Origin of the sequence: Corallococcus terminator, assembly GCF_003611635.1 — a bacterium.
Lineage (GTDB): Bacteria > Myxococcota > Myxococcia > Myxococcales > Myxococcaceae > Corallococcus > Corallococcus terminator.
Genome location: NZ_RAVZ01000025.1, coordinates 28,019 through 47,337 on the forward strand (window position 1 = coordinate 28,019; position 19,319 = coordinate 47,337).

Genomic DNA, 19,319 nt, shown 5'->3' on the forward strand with positions numbered 1-19,319 from the left:
CTCATCGTTACTGGCCGGTGACCAACCGATTTAGCTTTGAATTGCTCTTGCGGATCTGCACGGCGAGGTCGTCAAGGGCTTTGGTCAACAGAGCCTTGCAGTTTTCCATGGTGCCGCACGTCTTCGTTCTTCGGGTGAGCGTACGGAGGACCTCCTCGTGATACGCCTGCGGGTGAGGCCCCTTGTGCCCCGGCACTCGCACCTTGTTCGCTGGGTCATCGAGTGACATCCCAGCCCGCTCGAAGATCTCCTGGAACTTCGGAGACCACGGTCCACCCCGGTTCGTGGCGCTCCACCACTTGTTCGAAGCGATGTGGTGCTCATGCCCCTCGCCATCCACGCCGCTCGCGACAGGCGGGGCCCCTCCTTCCCGCGCGGCCATCGCCATCGCGGTCGGCGCCAGGGCAAAGGTGATGACACCGTCCGAGGCCACCGCCACCGACTCCACCCGCGCCACCGCACCCAACCGCACGCCGGCCTGCTCCGCCACTACCACCGCGGCCTGCCCTGAGCCCGGAAGCAGCGGCACCTTCGAGGCCAGCGTCTGCGCCGTGCTCCCCACCGCCGCCGTAGCCAGCATCACGAAGGCCCGCGCTGCGTTCTCTCCCAGCACCTCCCCGTACTGCTCCCCCGCGTCGCGCACCTCATCGAAACTCCGGGCCACCTTCACCTGCTCCGACAGCACCCGCCACCCACGGATGAGGTCCAACACCGTGTCGATGCCCAGGTAGCCAATCAGCACCACCGTCATCGCCGCAGCGACGCCCTTCGACACCGGCTCCGGCAAAGCCCACAGGCACAGGTACACCGTCCCCGTCGCCACGATGGTCGCGAGCACCGCCTCACGGTTCGTCATCCCCACCAGCGCCTCCTCCGTCTCCTCCCACACCGAGTCCAACGCGATGGCGAAGGCCAGCGTGCGCCGCGCGTCCTCATCCAGCGTCGGCCCCAGTTCCAGCAACTGGAGACAGTCTCCCGGCGTCTGCTTGCGCTGGCACCACTGCCCGTAGGCCCTCGCCAGCTCCGCCTCCGCGCCGTCCTCCTCCACCAGCAGTCGCAAGCGTGGAGGCTCCTCCACGGACACCAATCCCAGACGCCCTCGCACCCGCGAGTACGCCTGCGAGGAGAAGGAGCCCGCGAACAGCCGATACGCCTCCTCCCTCGGACGCACGGACACCGGCGCATCCTCCGCCAGCGTCTTCACCGCCTCCGTGAACGCGTCCTTCTCCAACACCACCGGAGCGCTCTCCGTCCGTGGCGAATGGACGACAGGCGCACCCCGTCCCGTGTCCAGACGCACGACGCGCGCCGCGGAACACCCCGTGCCCAACAGCACCAGCACCACCGCGACGGCCCAGCTCCGACTCAAGGACACGAAATGCCTCCGGTGCACGCTCGCAAGGACGGGGGTGTCCCGCCCGGACGCGCAACCCTGCCTGGAGCAGCAACTCACCGCCAGTCATCCGCAACGTGTCCGGGCAACGGACCGCATTCGGAAAAGCCAGACGGGGCCCGCATCCTGCGTTCCCCAGGTCGCACATCAGGAAGCGTCAGGGCGGCGAAGCAGCACACCCTCTTCCGAGACCGCGTCCCATCACATCCAGCAATGCGAGGGCTCAGCAGCTCCGACCAGAAACGTCACGGCGTGGGACTGCCCGCGTCACCCGCCCCCGCGTCCTCCACCGCCGGAGCCACATCAGGCACGCCCGCATCCACGGTCCCCGCGTCCGGATCCGGAGCCACCGCCGCAGCGCGCCCCGAGGGCACCACCGTCGTCCACGCCGGCTTGGAAGCCCCCAGCACCGCCTCCTGCGTCTCCCCCGGAGGCACCAGCAGGTCCACCACCGGCGACTGCGAAGGGTCGCCCTTGCGGCCCCCGCCGAAGCGGTCGTTGACCGGCTCGCCCGGCGCGATGCCCATCGCCATCAGCCTCGGGTTGCCTTCCGTGACGCTGCCGAACATCCCGCCCAATGCCACCCGCCGGTCAATGGACGCGCCCGTCACAGCGACGCCGTAACCCCAGTCCGGCTGCGCATGCTTGCCGAAGAAGCGGTCCGGCACCTGGAACATCACCGTGCGTCCACTCACCTGGATGACGGTGGGAAAGAACACCTTCGCCTCCAGGTCCCGTTCGGCCGCCGCGTTCAGCTCCGCCTCCACCTTGCCGCCAATGGGGCCCGTCTTCTCCTGGTACTCGCGCAGCGCCACCTCGCGCCAGTGCTTGCGCAGCACCTCACGCGCCTCGTACGGACGCGGCGTCAGCACCACCGCCTTGTCCCACGCGGAGCCCGGCGCCAGCGTGAGCCCCCGCCCCGGCAGCGTGTCCGTGCGGCCGGAGCCCGGCACCCCGTCCGTGTCCACGTACAGATCCACGTTGAACGTGTAGAAGCCGTGCCGCGCCCGGTCCGCCACCGTGGAGCCGCCAATGTCCACCGCCTGCGCGCGCGACGGCTTCGCGATGGGGTGCGCGAACGTCACCTCGAAGCGCGTCGCCTCGCCGTCCGCGAACGCCGCCACCGACACCACGTCCAGGTCGCCCTTCCCCAGGTCCGTCCGGCGCGGATAGACGAGCTCCCCGTCGCCGACGTCATCCCCCACGGGGTCCTCCATGCGGAACAGCAGCGAGTCCTCGTGCGTCCGCGCCCCCGAACACGCGGCCAGGGTGGAGGCGAGCAGGAACGCGGACAGACCGCGGCGGCGCAGGAGCACGGGACACCTCGAGCACGAAGGGGAACGGCCCTCGGAGGTGTATCGCGCGGTGCCCCAAACGCAAGGAGCCCGGAGTGCCTGTCCTGAAGGCGCCCCGGGCTCCATCGCACCCCAACGAAGGCCGTCAGGGCCTCCGGGGAGCGAGCGCGACTAGAACTGCGCCTTCATGAACGCCTTGACGCGCATGTGGTCGAAGTTGCGCTCTTCCAGGCTGTTCCAACCGCCGTTGCGGCCGGTGAAGCCGCGCGAGCCCACCGCCACCTTGTGGTCCGCGGCGATGGTGTCGTCCGCGTACTGCACCACGTAGCCGTCGCCGAAGTCGGGGCGGAAGGTGCCGAACGCGTACTGCCCCTCCAGACCGAACTCCACGCCGGACAGGATGTAGCGCGCCTTCACCAGGATCTGGTTCTTGTTGTGCTTGCCGGACGCCATCTCGTGGTTGCCGTAGGCCTGGAACGCGGTGTTGCCGTCCAGGAGGTCCGCGAAGAACTTGGAGTAGCTGGCGGACAGGTACAGGTCGTCCGTGAACTGGTAGCCGGCGCCCGCCGTGAACGTCGTGTAGTCCAGCACCCGGTCGTCGTCCGCCAGGTTGTCGAACGGCTTGAACTGGTAGCCCGAGTCACCCTGGCTGTTGGTGATGACGTTCGGGTTGCCATACAGACCGGAGGTGCTGTTGCCCGCGCTGTACTCGTTGACGAGCGAGTTGTCGCACGCCGCAATGCCGCCGCCGCACGCACCCTGCTGGTACGGCAGGAAGCGCGGGTCGTTCATGCGCTTGTCGTTCTCATGGATGTACTTGAACTTGCCGAACACATCGATGCCCTTGAGCACGTCCACGACGTACTTGGCGCGCAGCGCGATGAGGTGCGTCTTCTTGTCCTGGAAGGGCTGGTAGGCCGTGCGGTAGTTGTGGCCCACGCCGGAGTCCAGCTCCGTGCCCGGGTACTGGCTGTCGCCCAGCGCCTTGTCCGCGCTGCCGTACGCCTGCCAGTTGGTGTTGTAGGTGATGAAGGAATACTCACCGCCGACCTCCAGCGCGCCGTTCGTGTAGACCGGGTTCGCCGTCGCACCCTTCCAACCGATCGCCGTCTCCGCGAAGGGCTCGTCGAAGTCCGTGAAGTCGTTGTCCACGTTGATGGTCGCCACCTGCTGCGACTCGCTGGACCAGCCGCCGTAGCCGATGCGCGTGGGGTTGCCGCTGTAGCTGCCGTAGGAGGCGTTGGACGGGCCGGGGAACGCGAAGCTGCCGTCGTGACCTTCCGTCAACAGCACGTCCGCCTCACGGCGGCTGGCCATCACCGCCACGTAGTCCGAACCGATGCTGAAGAGCTGGAAGTTCAGCGACAGGCCCACATCGAGCGGGTCGTTGAGCGACGCGTTCAGCATGTACGTCTGGTCCGTGTGGTGACCGGCCAGCACCGCGCTGTAGCCACCGACGCCAAAGCTCTTCGGCGTCAGGATGGGGTCCGCGTTCGAGTACGACGTGTACGCGGCCGCGCGCACGTCCAGCCAGGAGCCCATGTGCAGGCCGGCCTTCAGGCCGCCCACGCCGTTGCGGTAGCGCGGCGTCAGGTCACGCCCGTCATCCAGGTTCGTGTCCTCCGCGCGCACTTCCTGGTCGTTCGCGTACTGGAAGATGCCTCCGACGTCGAACATCTCCGTCGGGGTGTACTTCGCCTGGAAGCCGTACGCCGCGTCACGCGCGTGGAAGGCGCCCGTGCTGAAGCCCGGGCCGGCCCAGAGGCGGGGCAGCGAGATGCGCGCAGCGTCCCAGGTGATCTTCCGGTCCAGGTTCGAGCCCTGCACCATGATGGCCGCCGCGTTGTCGCGGTCGATGTAGCGCACCCGACCGATGACGAACGGGTCGAACTGGCCCAGGTCCGTCGCGCCGATGAGCGCCGAGTCGATGAGGTAGCCCGGACGCAGCGTCACCGACATGCCGCGCAGCTTGATGTACTGGTTGGAGCGCGGATCGAACTCGCCGCAGTCACCGGCGATGCAGGGCCCCGCCGCGTTGCCGCCGAAGCCGCCGAAGTTCGTCCAGAAGTTCTGGTTGAAGCGGCTGTGGATGCGGCCGTTGACCTCCACCTGCGGGGAGATCTTCGCGTTCAGGAGCAGCTCCAGCTCCGTGCCGATGCCGTTGTCGCCGTAGCCCTCACCGGGCACCGTGGAGAAGTTGTAGAGCGCGCCCTGGTCCCGCTGGTTGCCCCAGAGGTACTTGGTATAGGTCGTGCCACCAATGGTGAGCTTGGGGCCACTGTCCTGCGCCATGACCGACCCGGGAACCAGGCCGGCCGCCACGGAGAGCACACACGCTCCCCGCACCACATTCGTACGAATCTTCATGATGTTCGGAAAACCCTTCTCGAAAACGTGAGTCTGAGGGGGGTCATCCCCTCTCCCGGGGCGCCGCGGGTTCGCCGCGGCAGCCCTCCCCGTGTTGCATCAAACCTTGAAACAGACTGTTTTTGAACAGTCCGCCGATTACTTCGTCGGCGTAGCGGTCGTCGGGGCCGGAGCCACCGTCGTTCCAGCCGGAGCGGCCGGCGTGGGCGCGGGCGCCGGGGTGGGCGTCGCGGCCTCCGTCGGAGCCGGAGCCGGAGCCGGAGCAGGGGCCGGCGTCGCGGCGGCGGCGCCACCCGTGGCGGCGGGACGCTTCGGGCCGGACACCATCGTCAGCGTGGCCTTCTTGGTGGACGAACCATCCGAGCCGCACTCGTAGGCGAGCATGTCGTACTGCGCCTTCGCCTCGGAGCTGTCGCCCTTGGCCTCGCCGGCCAGCGTGTCAATCACGTGCGGATCGCAGTCGAAGTCGGTGCCGCCGCCGAAGCGGTGCTGGCCCTCGTACTCGTTCACGCGGCGCGTGAGCAGGTCGTTGCCGGCCGGGAAGCCTTCATTGGACTGCATGACGACCTGGAAGCCCCACGTCGTCGGGTCGCTGTCGGCCAGGTCGGAGTTCATCACCGTGGCGGTGATCTTGTTGCCGGAGGCGCGCACCTGCGCGGGCACCACCACGGCGCTCTTCATCGCGCCCGCCTTGTTGTTGGCCTCCGCGCGCACGCGCGACGAGCCCTGCGGCGAGATGACGACGACCTTGTCCCAGGCGTCCGCCGGGGCGAAGGCCACGTTGAGGCCCGGGGGGCTGTCCGTGAAGCCGCTGCCCGTCTTGTGGTCGGTGTCGATGAAGACGAACACCTCCTGCACGGAGAAGCCGTCCTTCATGTTCCAGGGGTTGGCCACCTTGGCCTTCAGCTCGATGGCGAACTCGGTCTTGTTGCTGCCCTTGTCCACCGTGACCTTGGTCAGGTCGAACGAGCCCGGCACATACACGGGGTCCGTCGGATAGGTGTACTTGCCCGGACCCTTGTCGTCGCCGGTCGGGTCCTTGAAGGACACCTTGTCGGCCAGCGCCGGGGACGCCACCAGGGAGGCGGCGAGCGTGAGGAATGCAATGCGGGGGTTGATGATCATGGGGATGATGGCTCCTTGCAACGACAGACGGGGAACTGCGGATGACCGCGACTAACCCTTCACGCCACCGGCGGTGAGCCCGGAGACGAGATACTTCTGGAGGAAGAGGAACAGGAACACGACGGGCACCGACACGATGATGGAGCCCGCGGCGAAGTAGCCCCACTGCTGGCTGAAGCCGCCCACGAAGAAGCGCAGGCCCACGGGCGCCGTGTACATCGTCTCCTGGTCCATGAACGTCGCGGCGAGGATGAACTCGTTCCACGCGGTCATGAAGCTGAAGAGCGCCGTCACCGCCACCGCGGGCTTGGCCAGGGGCAGGATGACGCTCCAGAAGATGCGCCCCACGGACGCCCCTTCAATCAGCGCCGCCTCCTCCAGGTCCCTGGGGATGGTGTCGAAGTAGCCCTTGAGCATCCACACGCTGAACGGGATGGACGTCGTGGCGTACACGATGATGAGGCCCAGCCGGCTGCTGCCCAGGCCCAGCCACTGCACCAGGATGATGTAGAGCGGAATCAGCATCAGCGTGCCCGGGAACATCTGGGACACGAGGAACGCCATCATGCCCGTGCGCTGGCCGGGGAACTTGAAGCGGCTGAAGGCATACGCCGCCGTGCACGCCAGGAACACGCCCACCACCGTGGTGCCAATGGAGATGATGGCGCTGTTGAGCATCCACTTGGCGAACGGCTGATCCGTCATCACCGACGCGAAGTTGGAGACGGAGAACTGCTCCGGCCACGGCGTCACCGCGCGCAGCCGGTCCCAGAAGGTGGGGTTCTCCGGCAGCGTGGCGATGGCCAGGCTCTGCTTGCCGGAGAACGCCAGGCTCACCACCCAGAGGATGGGGTAGATGGTGAAGAGCGTGAAGGCCACCAGCACGATGTGCAGGGGCACGTGGGAGATGCCTTCGCGACGTTCAGAGAAGAGCGCCATGGGTTTACGCGGCCTCCGTGGCGCGGCTCATGCGGTTCTGCACCATGCTGTAGATGAGCAGGATGCCGAAGATGACGGTGGAGTACGCCGCCGCGTAGCCGTGGCGGTAGCGCTCGAAGGCGAACTTGTACGCCTGCGTGACGAGGATTTCCGTGGAGCCGCCGGGGTCCCCGCCCGTCACCAGGAAGATGATGTTGAACATGTTGAAGGTCCACACCACCGACAGGATGATGGCCGGCACCAGCGCGGGCTTCAGCGCGGGCAGCGTGATGGCGGTGAACTGCTGCCAGCGATTGGCCCCGTCCACGCGCGCCGCCTCATACAGCTCCCCAGGGATGGACTGGAGCGCACCCAGCGACACCACCATCATGAACGGGAAGGACAGCCAGCCGTTGGTGGCCAGCGCCGTGAAGAAGGCCGTGAGGGGCGAGTCGAACCACGCGAGGCCTTCACCACCGAACATCCGGATGACGTGGTTCACCACGCCGAACTGCTGGTGGAACATGCCCTTCCAGATGAGCGCGGTGATGTAGTTGGGCATCGCCCACGGCAGGATGAGCAGCACCCGGTAGATGGGCCGCATGCGCAGATTGGGCACGTTGAGCGCCAGCGCCAGCAGCAGGCCCACCGTCACGCCGATGGTCACGTTCGTCACCGTCCAGAGGATGGTGAACAGGAGCGTGTAGTAGAAGTTCAGGTAGTTGAAGACCAGCGAGCCGTCCGCCGCCGTCTTCGCGAAGCTGAAGTCGCCCAGGATGTCCGTGTAGTTCTTCAGGCCAATCCACAGCTCCGACAGCGGCTGGCTGCTGTTGTAGAGGTTGGCGTCGGTGAACGACAGCGTGATGCCATAGGCGAAGGGGAAGAAGACGAGCAGCACCATCCCCACCATCGCCGGCGCCACGTAGGCGTACGCCTGCCGGAACTCCACCGCCGTCGCCACCGTGCGGTGCAGCGCGCCCATTCCGATGAAGAGCAGCACCGCCAGCCCCAGCACGCCCAGCGCACCCAGCGCCTTGCCCGCGTCGCCACGCACCCGAGCGCCGCGCTCCGCCAGCTTGCCCGCGTCCGGGACGCCCGCGTCCGACAACTGACCCAGCGGGCGGCGCATCGCGTCCGCGTCCCACACGCCGGGCTTCAGCAGCGGCTCCGCGTTGAGGCGATGGGTGGCCATCAGCTTCTCGGCCGTCTGGCCGCGCGTGCGCAGCTCCGCGCTCACGGCCTCTTCCGTCTCCCGCAGCTCCGCGTCCAGCGTGCGCAGCGAATAGACGGTGTAGCCACCCAGGCCCGCCACGAACAACGCCGCGGCCACCGCCACGCGCGCGCCCTGGCGCGACAGCGCGTAGACACCGGCCACGCATCCGGCGAGCGGCAGCAAGAAGGCCAGCAGGGCCGGCGTCCAGGAGATGGGCTCCGCCTCCGTGAGCACCGGCGTGAACCACTCCACCGACCCCACCACCTGCCCGTCCACCTCCACCGGCGCGGACAGCAGACGCCCACCGGAGGGCAGCGTCTCCGACTCCACCTCCGACTTGCGCGCGCCGCCTTCTTCGCGGTTCGTCTCCACCGCGGCGCGCAGGCGCTGACCGCGGTCGTACAGCGGCTTCTCCTCGCGCGACAGCCGGCGCGGGGCCGCCTTGTCTCCGGTGTCCTCCGGGAAGGTGGACGCCTCCAGCTTGATGCCGCTGAAGGCGATGACGCGCGCGGCGCCACCCTGCGGACGGGGCCAGCCCGCGACCACCGCGCCCACCGCATCTCCGGTGCCACCCGCGCGCTGCACCAGGTCCGTCAGGCCCAGCAGGGCCACGATGGACTTGCGCTGCGCCCGCTCCGCGCCGCGATCCGCCTGGGCACGGACGAGCAGTCCGTGCGCCAGGAGCAGGGCCAGACCCAGCGCGAGCGCGAGCCCCACCAGGACCCGCCCCCGTTTGCTTCCCCCGGAACGACCCGAAGGCCCCAGGTCGGACGGGGCGGTCGCGTCGTTGTTCGGAGAGGCGCGGACCGTACCGGCCGCGGAAGGCGACTGCTGGGGGGCGTTCTGGCTCACTTCAGGTCCTCACTCACTTACTTCTTGGTGCGCAGACCGGCGACGTCCTTGGCCACGCTCTTCTGGGCCACGTCCAGCGCCGCCTTCGGCGTGGCCGTGTTCTTGAGCACGGAGTTCATCGCGCTGGTCGCGGGGGTCCAGACCATCGACATCTCCGGCACGTTGGGCATGGGGATGGCCACGTCGACCTGGTCCTTCATCGCCTTGAGCAGCGGATCCGCGGTCACCTTCGGGTCCGCGTACACCGCGTTGTTCGCCGGGCTCTGACGGCCCTCCAGGGCCAGCGTCTTGCCCGCGCCCACGTCGGTGAGGAACTTCGCGAAGTCGTACGCCGCTTCCTTGTTCTTCGACGGGGCGGCCACGTACACGCCCTCCACCGTCATCCAGGGCTTCATCGGCGCGCCCTTGTTCTCATCCAGGGTGGGCAGCCGCGCGAAGCCGTAGTCCACGCCCTTCGCCACCTCGCCCACGAACCAGGGACCGGAGAACACCATCGCGGCCTTGCCCTCGTTGAAGAGCGAGGTGATGAGCGCGCTGGAGGGCTCCGCCGGCAGGATGCCGTCCTTCTTCCACTTGAGGACCTGCTCCACCGACTTCACGTTGGCGGGCGAGTTCATCGTGGGGGTCGTCTTCGCGTCGAACACGCCGCCGCCGAAGCCGTTCATCACCGCCGCGTGGTAGTAGAAGTCGCCGTACGCGTACGCGAGCCCGAAGCGGCCCGCCTTCGCGTCGGAGAGCTTCTTCGCCATCGTCACCATTTCACCGGACGTCTTGGGCGGCGTGGGGACCAGCTTCTTGTTGTAGATGAGCGTGATGACCTTGTAGTTCAGCGGCAGGCCGTAGGTCGTCCCGCGGTAGACCATCGCGTCCATCGTCGTCGGGATGAAGCGCTTCTTCGTCGCGTCATCCAGGAAGAAGTCGATGGGCTCCACCGTGTTGCCCGCTTCAATCCAGCCGCCCAGGCGGTCCTGCGCGAAGATGAAGAGGTCCGGGCCCTTGCCGCGCGGCACCGTCGCGGAGATTTTATCCGCGTACGCGTCGTACGGCACCGCCAGCGTGGTGACCTTGACGCCCTTGGCCTCGTTGGCCTTGTTGTACTCGGCGACCACCTTCTCCAGGGCGGCCTTCTCCTCCGCGCGGTAGGCGTGCCAGAGCACCAGCTCCGTGGCGGCGAAGGACGGGACGGGCAACAGGCCGACTGCGCACAGACAGAGGGCCGCGAGCAGCGTTCGCAGGTTCGTCATGAAATGCCTCCGGGATATCAAACGGACAGACGCAGTTCGGATTCAGCGTCGAAGAGGTGCAGGGACTCCAGCTCCACGGCCACGGGCACGACGGCGCCCGGCTCGGGGGTGGACTGGGGCGGCAGGCGGAAGACCAGCGGGTTGTCACCCAACCGGGCGTGCACGATGAGTTCGTTGCCCAGAGGCTCCACCAGCTCCACGCGCGCCTCCACCGGCGCCGTCTCACCGCGAGCCGCCGCGCCCGCGGGCAGGATGTTGTCCGGCCGCAGGCCCACCTTCACCTTGCGTCCGCCCTTGCCCGCCGTCGCCGCGCGCAGCCCCTGCGCCACCGGCAGTCGGAAGCCGTCGCCCACCAGCGCCGTGCCTTCCGCGTCCAGCGTGGCGGAGAGCATGTTGATGGGCGGCGTGCCGATGAACTGCGCCACGAAGACGTTGACCGGCTTCTCGTAGACCTCCAGCGGCGTGCCCAACTGCTGGAGCTTGCCGTCCTTCATCACCGCGATGCGGTGGCCCATCGTCATCGCTTCGATCTGGTCGTGCGTGACGTAGACGGACGTCACCTGGAGCCGGTGCTGGAGCTTCTTGATCTCCGAGCGCATCTGCACGCGCAGCTTCGCGTCCAGGTTGGACAGGGGCTCGTCGAAGAGGAACACCGCCGGCTTGCGCACGATGGCGCGCCCCAGGGCCACGCGCTGACGCTGGCCGCCGGACAGCGCCTTGGGCTTGCGGTCCAGCAGGTGCGTGATGCCCAGGATTTCCGCCGCCTCGTCCACCAGCTTGTCCATCTCCGGCTTGGGCGTCTTGCGGATCTTGAGGCCGAACTCCAGGTTCTGCCGCACCGTCATGTGCGGATAGAGCGCGTAGTTCTGGAACACCATGGAGACGTCCCGGTCCTTCGGCGGCAGCGCGTTCACCGCGCGCGGACCGATGGAGATGGTGCCTCCCGAAATCTCCTCCAGGCCGGCGATCATCCGGAGCGCCGTGGACTTGCCGCAACCCGACGGCCCCACGAGGACCATGAACTCATGGTCGCGGATATCGAGGTTGAGCCCCTCGATGACCGACACATCCCCGTACCGCTTCGCCACGTCCTTGAACGACACGCCGGCCATCAGGCCCTCCAACAAGAGCCCCGCTCGCGCCGACGACAACAGCAGCACGTCCGGGTCAGGTTCTGCGCGCCCAGCGAATGCCTCACGGCACCCGCCCGAGGATGCGCGCGGACAGCGGCTCCAACGCCAGCTCCAGCGTGGCGCCCGCCTTCGTCCGCCCTCCGTTCAGCAGGTCCTCCACCTCCGCGACGCCCGTCCAACCCTCCGGCCACTTCACCGAAGCCGTGCCCCGCGTCTTGCCGCGGTTGAGCGCCACCACCACCGTGTCGCCCGAAGCCGCGTCCCTGCGCTGGAAGACATACACATCGCCCTCCGTGGACAGCGCTTCGTGCGTGCCCCGCGACAGCGACGGGTGCGCACGGCGGATGGAAATCAGGCGCTTGTAATACTCGCGCAAAACCTCGTCGCGTTTCTTTCCCGCACCGGGCTTCACCGCCTGCTTGCCCCACGGCATGTCACCGCGGTTCTGCGGCCAGTCACCACCGGCGCGGCCCACTTCCTCGCCGTAGTAGATGACCGGGATGCCGGCGGTGGTGAGTTGCAGCGCGGCGGCCAGCCGGAAGAGCGACACGTCGCCCTTCAACTGGTGCAGCGCCCCGTCCACGTCGTGCGACGACAGGAAGTGCGCCAGGTGGTGCCCCGGCGTCACCTTCCCGCGCGACTGGAGGTAGCGGTCGAACGCCACCGTGCGGCCACGGCCCTGCAGGAAGCCCAGCGTGTTGCCCACGAAAGCGAAGTCGAACCCGGCGTCCATCTCATCCGGGGTGAAGTACGGCGCCAGCGACTCCACGTCGCCGCCCCAGAGTTCGCCCAGCAGGAAGAAGTCGGGGCTCACTTCCGCGCGCGTGCGGCGGCGGTGTTCCTTCCAGAAGTCGTGGGACACGTGCTTCACGGTGTCCAGCCGGAAGCCGTCCACGCCGGAGCGCTTGGCCCAGTCAATCTGCGCGTCCAGCAGGTACTTCGCCACCTCCGGCACTTCGGTCTTGAAGTCCGGTAGGCCCGCCACGCACGACGTCAGGTCATCCTGGCCGCAGGTGTTCTTGTCCTCGGAGCGAAGCCAGTCCGGCTTCTCCTGGAGGTAGCGCGAGTTGTAGCCCGGGTGGTTGTAGACGACATCCAGGAGCACGCGGATGCCGCGCGCGTGCGCCGCGTCCACCAGCGCCTTGAAGTCCGCCTCCGTGCCGAAGCGCTCATCCAGCGCGTGGAAGTCGTCCGCCCAGTAGCCGTGATAGCCCCAGTCCGGGAAGCCGGAGCCGGTGACGAACCCGGGGATCTGCTTGAGCAGCGGCGTCACCCACAGCGCCGTCACGCCCAGCGACGACAGCTCCTCCAGCTTTCCGGTGAGGCCCTTCAGGTCCCCGCCGTGGAACGTGCCGGGCGCCTTCGTGTCGCCCTTCTCGTTGTTCGTGGGGTCGCCATCCGCGAAGCGATCCACCACCACGAAGTACAGCACCTCGTCCGCCCAGGGCCGCGCGGGCTCTTTTGGAGCCGGGGGCGCGACCTCCGTCACGGGTGCGGTCGCCGCGGGCGCCGGGGCCGTCACGGCGGGCTGCGTTGGCGCAGCGTCCGTGGCGGGTCGGGTCGGTGTCTCCGGGGCCGTGGCGCACCCCGCCAGACACAGGGCCACAACACCCTGGAGCATCGGGAGCCACCGACCGCGGTGGGGGACAGCGTTCGATTGTGGGCGGGGGAGGCGCGGGGACATCTAGGCGCGGCACTGTAGCCAACAGTTTCTCAACCGGTGAAGGCCCCTTGGAACAATCGCCTGATGCCGCAATGCGGCATGTTCCAGGTGTTTTCCGCTGCACACCCGTGTGACGCGAGGCGTGGGCCACTCCGACGGAGCGCGTGATTTCTGCCGCACTGCGTCTCGTTTTCGGGTCCTCCGCACCCGACCTCCCAGGGCGGATTCGCGCCCCCGAACGTGGATCATCCTGACGTCCAGGCAAGTCGCGAAACCAGCCTACCGGCCGCGTGTGACAGGTCCGGCTGCTACCGTGCGCTGGAAATTTTCACCCCCCTGGAGGTCCCCCCTGAGAGTTCCATTCGCATTCCCCCGCGCGGCGCGCGCGCTCGCGTTGAGCGGGCTTGTCACCGCGCTCACCCCCTTGTCGGCCCTGGCGGCGCCGACGTCCGTGACCGTCATTGGCGACCTGCAGAGCGAGGCGGGCTGCGCCGCGGACAACGACCCCACCTGCGCGCAGACGGCGCTGACGTACGACGCGGCGGACGACGTCTGGCAGGGTTCGTTCACCGTGCCCGTGGGCACGTGGCACTTCAAGGTCGCGCTGGACGGGTCGCTGGCGCAGACGCACGGCGGTCCCGGCGGCGCGGACATCACGCTGAACCAGGCGACGGCCGGCGCGGTGAAGTTCTACTTCGACGCGAAGTCGTCGTACGTGGCGAGCAACCGCACCAGCACCATCGCGACGGTGGCGGGCTCGTTCCAGCCGCAAGTGGGCTGTCCTGGCGACTGGTCCCCGGACTGCCTGCGCTCGATGATGCAGGATCCGGACGGTGACGGCATCTACACCTTCACCACGAAGGCGCTGACCGCCGGCACCTACGAGTGCAAGGTCGCGCTCGACGAGCAGTGGACCACGGCCTATCCGAGCAGCAACGCCACGTTCAAGGTCGAGGAGGACAACCAGGAGATGATCTTCACGTGGGACTCCGGCGAGTCCAAGAAGGTGACCATCCGGGCCGCGGGCGCCCCGGTGGGCAACCTGCTGCTGGCGCGCGCGCACTGGGTGGCGAGCGACACGCTGGTGTGGAGCCCGGAGGTCGCGGTGCCGGAGGGCACGGTGTTCAAGCTGCACGCGGACCCCACGGGCGCGATGACGCTCACGGGCGCGGGCGTGCAGGGTGGAACCTCCGTGGCGCTGACGGTGGATGCCGCGGGGCTGACGCAGGCGCAGCGCGCACGCTTCCCGAACCTCGTGGGCCGGCCGGTGTTCAAGCTGGCATCCGCGGACGCGGCGAACGCGGCCACGTGGCTCAAGGGCCAGGTGGCGCTGTCCGCCACCAACACGGAAGGCAAGCCGCTGGACGCCACCAGCGCCCAGTTCGCGGGCGTGCTGGACGAGCTGTACACCTATGACGGCGCGCTCGGCCCCACGTTCGCGGACGGGGTTCCCACCCTGCGCGTCTGGGCCCCCACCGCGAAGCAGATGAACCTGCTGCTGTACACGGACTCCAGCGCCACGGCGACCTTCACCCGCGTGCCCATGGTGGCCGGGGACAAGGGCGTGTGGAGCGCGACGGGCGACGCGACGTGGAAGAACCGCTTCTACCTGTACGAGGCGGAGGTCTACGTGCGCAAGGAGGGCAAGGTCGTCACGAACCTCGTCACCGACCCGTACTCGGTGGCCCTGTCCATCAACAGCACGCGCAGCCAGTTGGTGGACCTGTCGGACGCGACGCTCGCGCCGCAGGGCTGGAGCACGCTCGCGAAGCCCGCGCTGGAGGCGCCCGAGGACATCGTCCTCTACGAGCTGCACGCGCGCGACTTCAGCATCAACGACCTGACCGTGCCGGAGAACGAGCGCGGCACGTTCAAGGCATTCACGCGCGACTCGGACGGCATGAAGCACCTGACGCGGCTGGCGAAGGCGGGCCTCACGCACGTGCACCTCTTGCCGGTGTTCGACATCGCGACCATCAACGAGAACCGCGCCGAACAGCAGCACCCCGCGGGCGACCTGGTGTCGCTGCGCCCTGACTCCGAGGAGCAGCAGGCCGCGGTGAGGGCCGTGGCGGACCTGGACGGCTTCAACTGGGGCTATGACCCGTACCACTACACCGTGCCGGAGGGCAGCTACTCCACCAACGCGGAGGGCCCCGTGCGCACGGTGGAGTTCCGGGAGATGGTGCAGTCGCTCAACCAGAAGGGCCTGCGCGTGGTGATGGACGTGGTCTACAACCACACCAACTCCTCCGGGCAGAACGCCCAGAGCGTGCTCGACCGCATCGTCCCCGGCTACTACCACCGCCTGAGCGACGACGGGAACGTGGAGACGAGCACCTGCTGCCAGAACACCGCGTCCGAGAACGCGATGATGGAGAAGCTGCTCATCGACTCGGTGGTGACGTGGTCCAAGGCCTACAAGGTGGACGGCTTCCGCTTCGACCTGATGGGCCACCACATGAAGTCCAACATGGTGAAGCTGCGCGCGACGCTGGACGCGCTCACCGTGGAGAAGGACGGCGTGGACGGCAAGGCCATCTACGTCTACGGCGAGGGCTGGGACTTCGGCGAGGTGCAGTACCAGGCGCGCGGCGTCAACGCCACGCAGGTCAACATGGCGGGCACGGGCATCGGCACGTTCAACGACCGCCTGCGCGACGCGGCCCGGGGCGGTGGCCCCTTCAGCGGCCTCCAGGACCAGGGCTTCATCAGCGGCCTGCTGTCCGCCCCCAACAGCACGAACCAGGGCACGGAGGCGGCGCAGAAGGAGAAGCTGCTCCTCTACGGCGATTGGATCCGCGTGGGCCTGACGGGCAACCTCAAGGACTACCTGCACAAGGTCCACACGGGTGAGGACCAGACGGGCGACAAGGTGGACTACAACGGGGCCCCCGCCGGCTACACGTTGGATCCGCAGGAGGTCATCACCTACGTCTCCGCGCACGACAACGAGACGCTGTTCGACGCGGTGCAGTTGAAGGCGCCGCGCGACCTGGCCATGGCCGAGCGCGTGCGGATGCACAACCTGGGCATGTCCATCGTGGCGCTGGGCCAGGGCATCCCCTTCTTCCACGCGGGTGACGAGCTGCTGCGCTCCAAGTCGCTGGACCGCAACAGCTACAACTCCGGTGACTGGTTCAACAAGGTGGACTGGACGTACCAGTCGAACAACTGGGGCGTGGGCCTGCCGCCGGCCCCGGAGAACACCGGCAACTGGCCACTCTTCGGGCCGATGCTCGCGGACCCGGCGCTGAAGCCGGCGTCGGCGGACATCGTGCGCGCGCGCGACCACTTCGAGGAGATGCTGGCCATCCGCAAGAGCTCGCGGCTGTTCCGCCTGCGCACGGGTGACGAGGTGAAGCAGTTGGTGCACTTCGAGAACACCGGCCTGGATCAGATCCCCGGTCTCATCGTGATGGCCATGCAGGACCACGGCACGAACGCGGAGGGCAAGCGCGCCATCGTGCTGTTCAACGGCACGGACGACGCGCAGACGTTCCAGGCGGACGCGTACAAGACGCTGAAGCTCAAGCTGCACCCGCTTCAGCAGGCGTCCACGGACCCCGTGGTGCGCACGTCCGCGTACGACGCGGCCACCGGCGGCTTCACGGTGCCGGCGCGCACCACGGCGGTGTTCGTCACCGACGACGCGACGGACCCCACGGATCCGGACGAGTCCGACGGCTGCGGCTGCCAGAGCACCGTCCCCGGTCCGCTGGGTGCCACGAGCCTGCTGCTGGCCGTGGGCCTGATGCTGAAGCTGCGCCGCCGTCGGGCGTAGCCTCCCGTCGCTGGAAACGAAGCGGGCCCCGGATGCGAGTGCGCGTCCGGGGCCCGTGGTGTTTCAAGATGCGTCATCACCCACTCACCAGGAAGAACCATGATGAACGACGCGAGCGAAGCCGCCAGCGGCCCCCAGGGGTAGAACAGCCAGGCGCGGCGCCCTGGCCATCACGGCCCGTCGGCCATGCCGTCAAGTTGTTCCAGCGCGAGCTCGCGGTAATAGGGGACGACTTCGACAGCCAGCACTTCGCGCATCTGCTGGCGTGCGCTGTCGAGGTCGCCCTGTCCCTGGAACTTCCACATCAGGTGCAGCGCGTCGGTCAGGCGGTTCGAGCCCTCCGCGATGCGACGCTCGGCCTCGCGCAGCAGAGCCATCGCTCCGGCAGGGGTGCTCAAGGCGGCCTCTGTATCGGTGATGGAGACCTCCTGGGCGGTGCGCAGGAGGAGTTCGCACTCGGCCTCGTCAAGCGTCAGTGGAGCACCCTCGCGAAGCACGCGACGCGCGAGGTTGCGGAACGAGTTCCAGTCGGGTGTGTTCATTCGGTCTTCACCGCTTCGGTTTGGCGGGGCGGCACATATCGAGGGGCCAGTCATGTTGTCCCTCACACTTGCGCAGGCAGTCGGTGCAGGGGCCGGTAAACTTCCTGGCTGCGCAGGCGTTCCAATTTCGTATGCACCTGTTCTTCCAGGCGGGCTGGCGCGGGTCGTCAACGTAAGCGTCCACATCCACTTCGGGGCCGTGCACGCCAGTGGCGCCAACGCCAGCGGCCATGATGGCGGCGGCTTCGGCGGTAGTGAGGCCGCACGCCTCGGGCAGGCCAGGGTGGCGCTGGATGCAGTCCGTTTCCGTATCCATGGCGATGGCGGCGGCGCAGCCCATACAGAGGGCCGCGAGGATAGCGACAAGGAGGTGCCACCGAGGGGTGGCCTTCGGGGTTGTCATGGTGCGCGGTTCCCATTGTCCGGCGCCGACACGTTCGCGAACCATGACGAGGGATTGCAACCCTGGCAAAGGCACTCCTCCAGTCGGAGGATTTCTCGCGCCATACCCGCCGTCGTTTTCTCCCCGCGCACCTCGGCCTGACGCAGCAGCCGACCCACCGTGCGCCGCACCTTCTCCATCCGCTGCTCGAAATCTTCTTGAGCCAGAGTCCCATCGCGCATCCGGGGACGCGCGATGCCGAGTGATGGGCTTGCGCGCGTCCGGGACCTGGCGAAGCAACGGGAGCGCGAGGCGACGGAGCGCGCTTCCCGTGGTGTTACTTCGGCGGTTTCGGGTAACACCACGGGAGGGGTTGGAACCCCGTGGTTTCAAGCGGTTGCGGAAGGTGATGAACCCAGAGGTAACACTACGGCAGCGTGAGGATCTCCGCGCCCGTGTCGGTGACGAGCAGGGTGTGCTCGAACTGGGCGCTGCGCAGGCCATCCGCGGTGACGACGGTCCACTCGTCGTTCCAGGTGCGGTGGTCCCAGTGGCCCTGGTTGATCATCGGCTCGACGGTGAAGATCATCCCGGGCTGCATGATCGTGTCGGCCTCCGGCTCGTAGTAGTGGGGCACCTGGAGCGCGGTGTGGAAGGTCTCGCCAATGCCGTGGCCGCAGTAGGCGCGCACGACGCTGGTGCCGTTCTTCACGGCGTGGGCCTCCACCGCGCGGCCAATGTCGCTGATGGGCCGGCCGGGCTTCACCGCGGCGATGCCGATGTCCAGGCACTCCCTGGCCACCTGCACCAGCTTCTGGTGCTGGGGCTCCACGTTGCCGACGAGGTAGGTGGCGGAGCAGTCGCCGTGGACGCCATTCAGGTAGATGGTGATGTCCAGGTTGACGATGTCGCCGTCCTCCAACGCGCGGCTGTCGGGGATGCCGTGGCAGATGACCTCGTTGACGGAGGTGCAGAGCGACTTGGGGAAGCGGTGGTAGTTGAGCGTGCTGGGGTAGCCGCCGCGCTTGAGGTAGGCCTCGTGGGCGATGGCGTCCAGCTCATCCGTGGTGATGCCCACGCGCACGTGCTGGGCCGTCTCCACCAGCACCTGGGCCGCGGCCTGACAGGCGCGGCGCATGCGGGCGATGACGTCCGGGGACTTCACGTCGGATTCATTCCGCGAGCGCGACGGACGGCCGGAGTCCGCGTATTCGGGCCGGCCGATGGTGATGGGCACCACCCGCTTGGGGCTGACGATGCCGGGGCGCACACCCTGGCGGGCGGCGTCGGGGCCCTTCTTGCGGGCCTCCACGGTGTCGGAGCCACGGTGGCACTTCTTGTACTTGGAGCCGCTGCCGCACCAGCAGGCGTCATTGGGCCCGGGCAGCACGGCGGGGGCGGTTCGGGG

12 protein-coding genes and 1 pseudogene are annotated in these 19,319 nt (G+C 68.1%); 1 reads left to right on the forward strand and 12 read right to left on the reverse strand.

Annotation, left to right across the window (positions count from 1 at the left end):
* Positions 1-7: 7 nt before the first annotated feature.
* From D7V88_RS06105 to D7V88_RS06145, 9 genes are all read right to left on the reverse strand, one after another.
* Positions 8-1,375 (reverse strand): AHH domain-containing protein, encoded by a 1,368-nt coding sequence (locus D7V88_RS06105; RefSeq protein WP_120539653.1) that lies wholly within the window; start codon positions 1,373-1,375, stop codon positions 8-10.
* Between the two features lie 263 nt (positions 1,376-1,638).
* Complete coding sequence (locus D7V88_RS06110; RefSeq protein ID WP_158625013.1) at positions 1,639-2,709, reverse strand: glucodextranase DOMON-like domain-containing protein; 1,071 nt, start codon at positions 2,707-2,709, stop codon at positions 1,639-1,641.
* Positions 2,710-2,859: 150 nt separating this feature from the next.
* Complete coding sequence (locus D7V88_RS06115) at positions 2,860-5,055, reverse strand: TonB-dependent receptor (protein ID WP_147448635.1); 2,196 nt, start codon at positions 5,053-5,055, stop codon at positions 2,860-2,862.
* Positions 5,056-5,193: 138 nt separating this feature from the next.
* Positions 5,194-6,180, reverse strand: coding sequence for a glucodextranase DOMON-like domain-containing protein (locus D7V88_RS06120; RefSeq protein WP_167509812.1), 987 nt, complete (start codon positions 6,178-6,180; stop codon positions 5,194-5,196).
* 51 nt (positions 6,181-6,231) lie between these two features.
* Entirely contained in the window at positions 6,232-7,119 is an 888-nt protein-coding gene (locus D7V88_RS06125) for a sugar ABC transporter permease (protein WP_120539656.1), read from the reverse strand.
* Between the two features lie 4 nt (positions 7,120-7,123).
* Entirely contained in the window at positions 7,124-9,163 is a 2,040-nt protein-coding gene (locus tag D7V88_RS06130; RefSeq protein WP_120539657.1) for a carbohydrate ABC transporter permease, read from the reverse strand.
* Between the two features lie 17 nt (positions 9,164-9,180).
* On the reverse strand, positions 9,181-10,407 hold the full coding sequence (locus tag D7V88_RS06135) for an extracellular solute-binding protein (RefSeq protein ID WP_120539658.1): 1,227 nt from the start codon (positions 10,405-10,407) through the stop codon (positions 9,181-9,183).
* Between the two features lie 17 nt (positions 10,408-10,424).
* Positions 10,425-11,519: an ABC transporter ATP-binding protein gene (locus D7V88_RS06140; RefSeq protein ID WP_120539669.1), complete on the reverse strand. Its 1,095-nt coding sequence runs from the start codon at positions 11,517-11,519 to the stop codon at positions 10,425-10,427.
* Positions 11,520-11,601: 82 nt separating this feature from the next.
* Positions 11,602-13,161: an alpha-amylase family glycosyl hydrolase gene (locus tag D7V88_RS06145; RefSeq protein ID WP_120539659.1), complete on the reverse strand. Its 1,560-nt coding sequence runs from the start codon at positions 13,159-13,161 to the stop codon at positions 11,602-11,604.
* A gap of 436 nt (positions 13,162-13,597) precedes the next feature.
* Here D7V88_RS06145 and pulA point away from each other — a divergent pair, with 436 nt between their 5' ends.
* Positions 13,598-16,987 (forward strand): pullulanase-type alpha-1,6-glucosidase, encoded by a 3,390-nt coding sequence (gene pulA / locus D7V88_RS06150; RefSeq protein WP_167509813.1) that lies wholly within the window; start codon positions 13,598-13,600, stop codon positions 16,985-16,987.
* Positions 16,988-17,157: 170 nt separating this feature from the next.
* Here pulA and D7V88_RS06155 read toward each other — a convergent pair whose 3' ends face one another.
* The 3 genes and pseudogenes from D7V88_RS06155 to map all read right to left on the reverse strand — a co-directional run bounded on the left by D7V88_RS06155 (position 17,158) and on the right by map (position 19,301).
* The gene (locus D7V88_RS06155; RefSeq protein WP_120539660.1) at positions 17,158-17,529 is read right to left on the reverse strand and encodes a DUSAM domain-containing protein; all 372 of its coding nucleotides are present in this window, start codon (positions 17,527-17,529) and stop codon (positions 17,158-17,160) included.
* A gap of 471 nt (positions 17,530-18,000) precedes the next feature.
* Positions 18,001-18,156: pseudogene (locus D7V88_RS44265) on the reverse strand (IS66 family transposase); the annotation flags it as partial.
* Between the two features lie 182 nt (positions 18,157-18,338).
* Positions 18,339-19,301 carry a type I methionyl aminopeptidase gene (gene map / locus D7V88_RS06165; protein ID WP_120539662.1) on the reverse strand — a complete coding sequence of 321 codons (963 nt, stop codon included), beginning with the start codon at positions 19,299-19,301 and terminating at the stop codon, positions 18,339-18,341.
* Between the last annotated feature and the right edge of the window lie 18 nt (positions 19,302-19,319).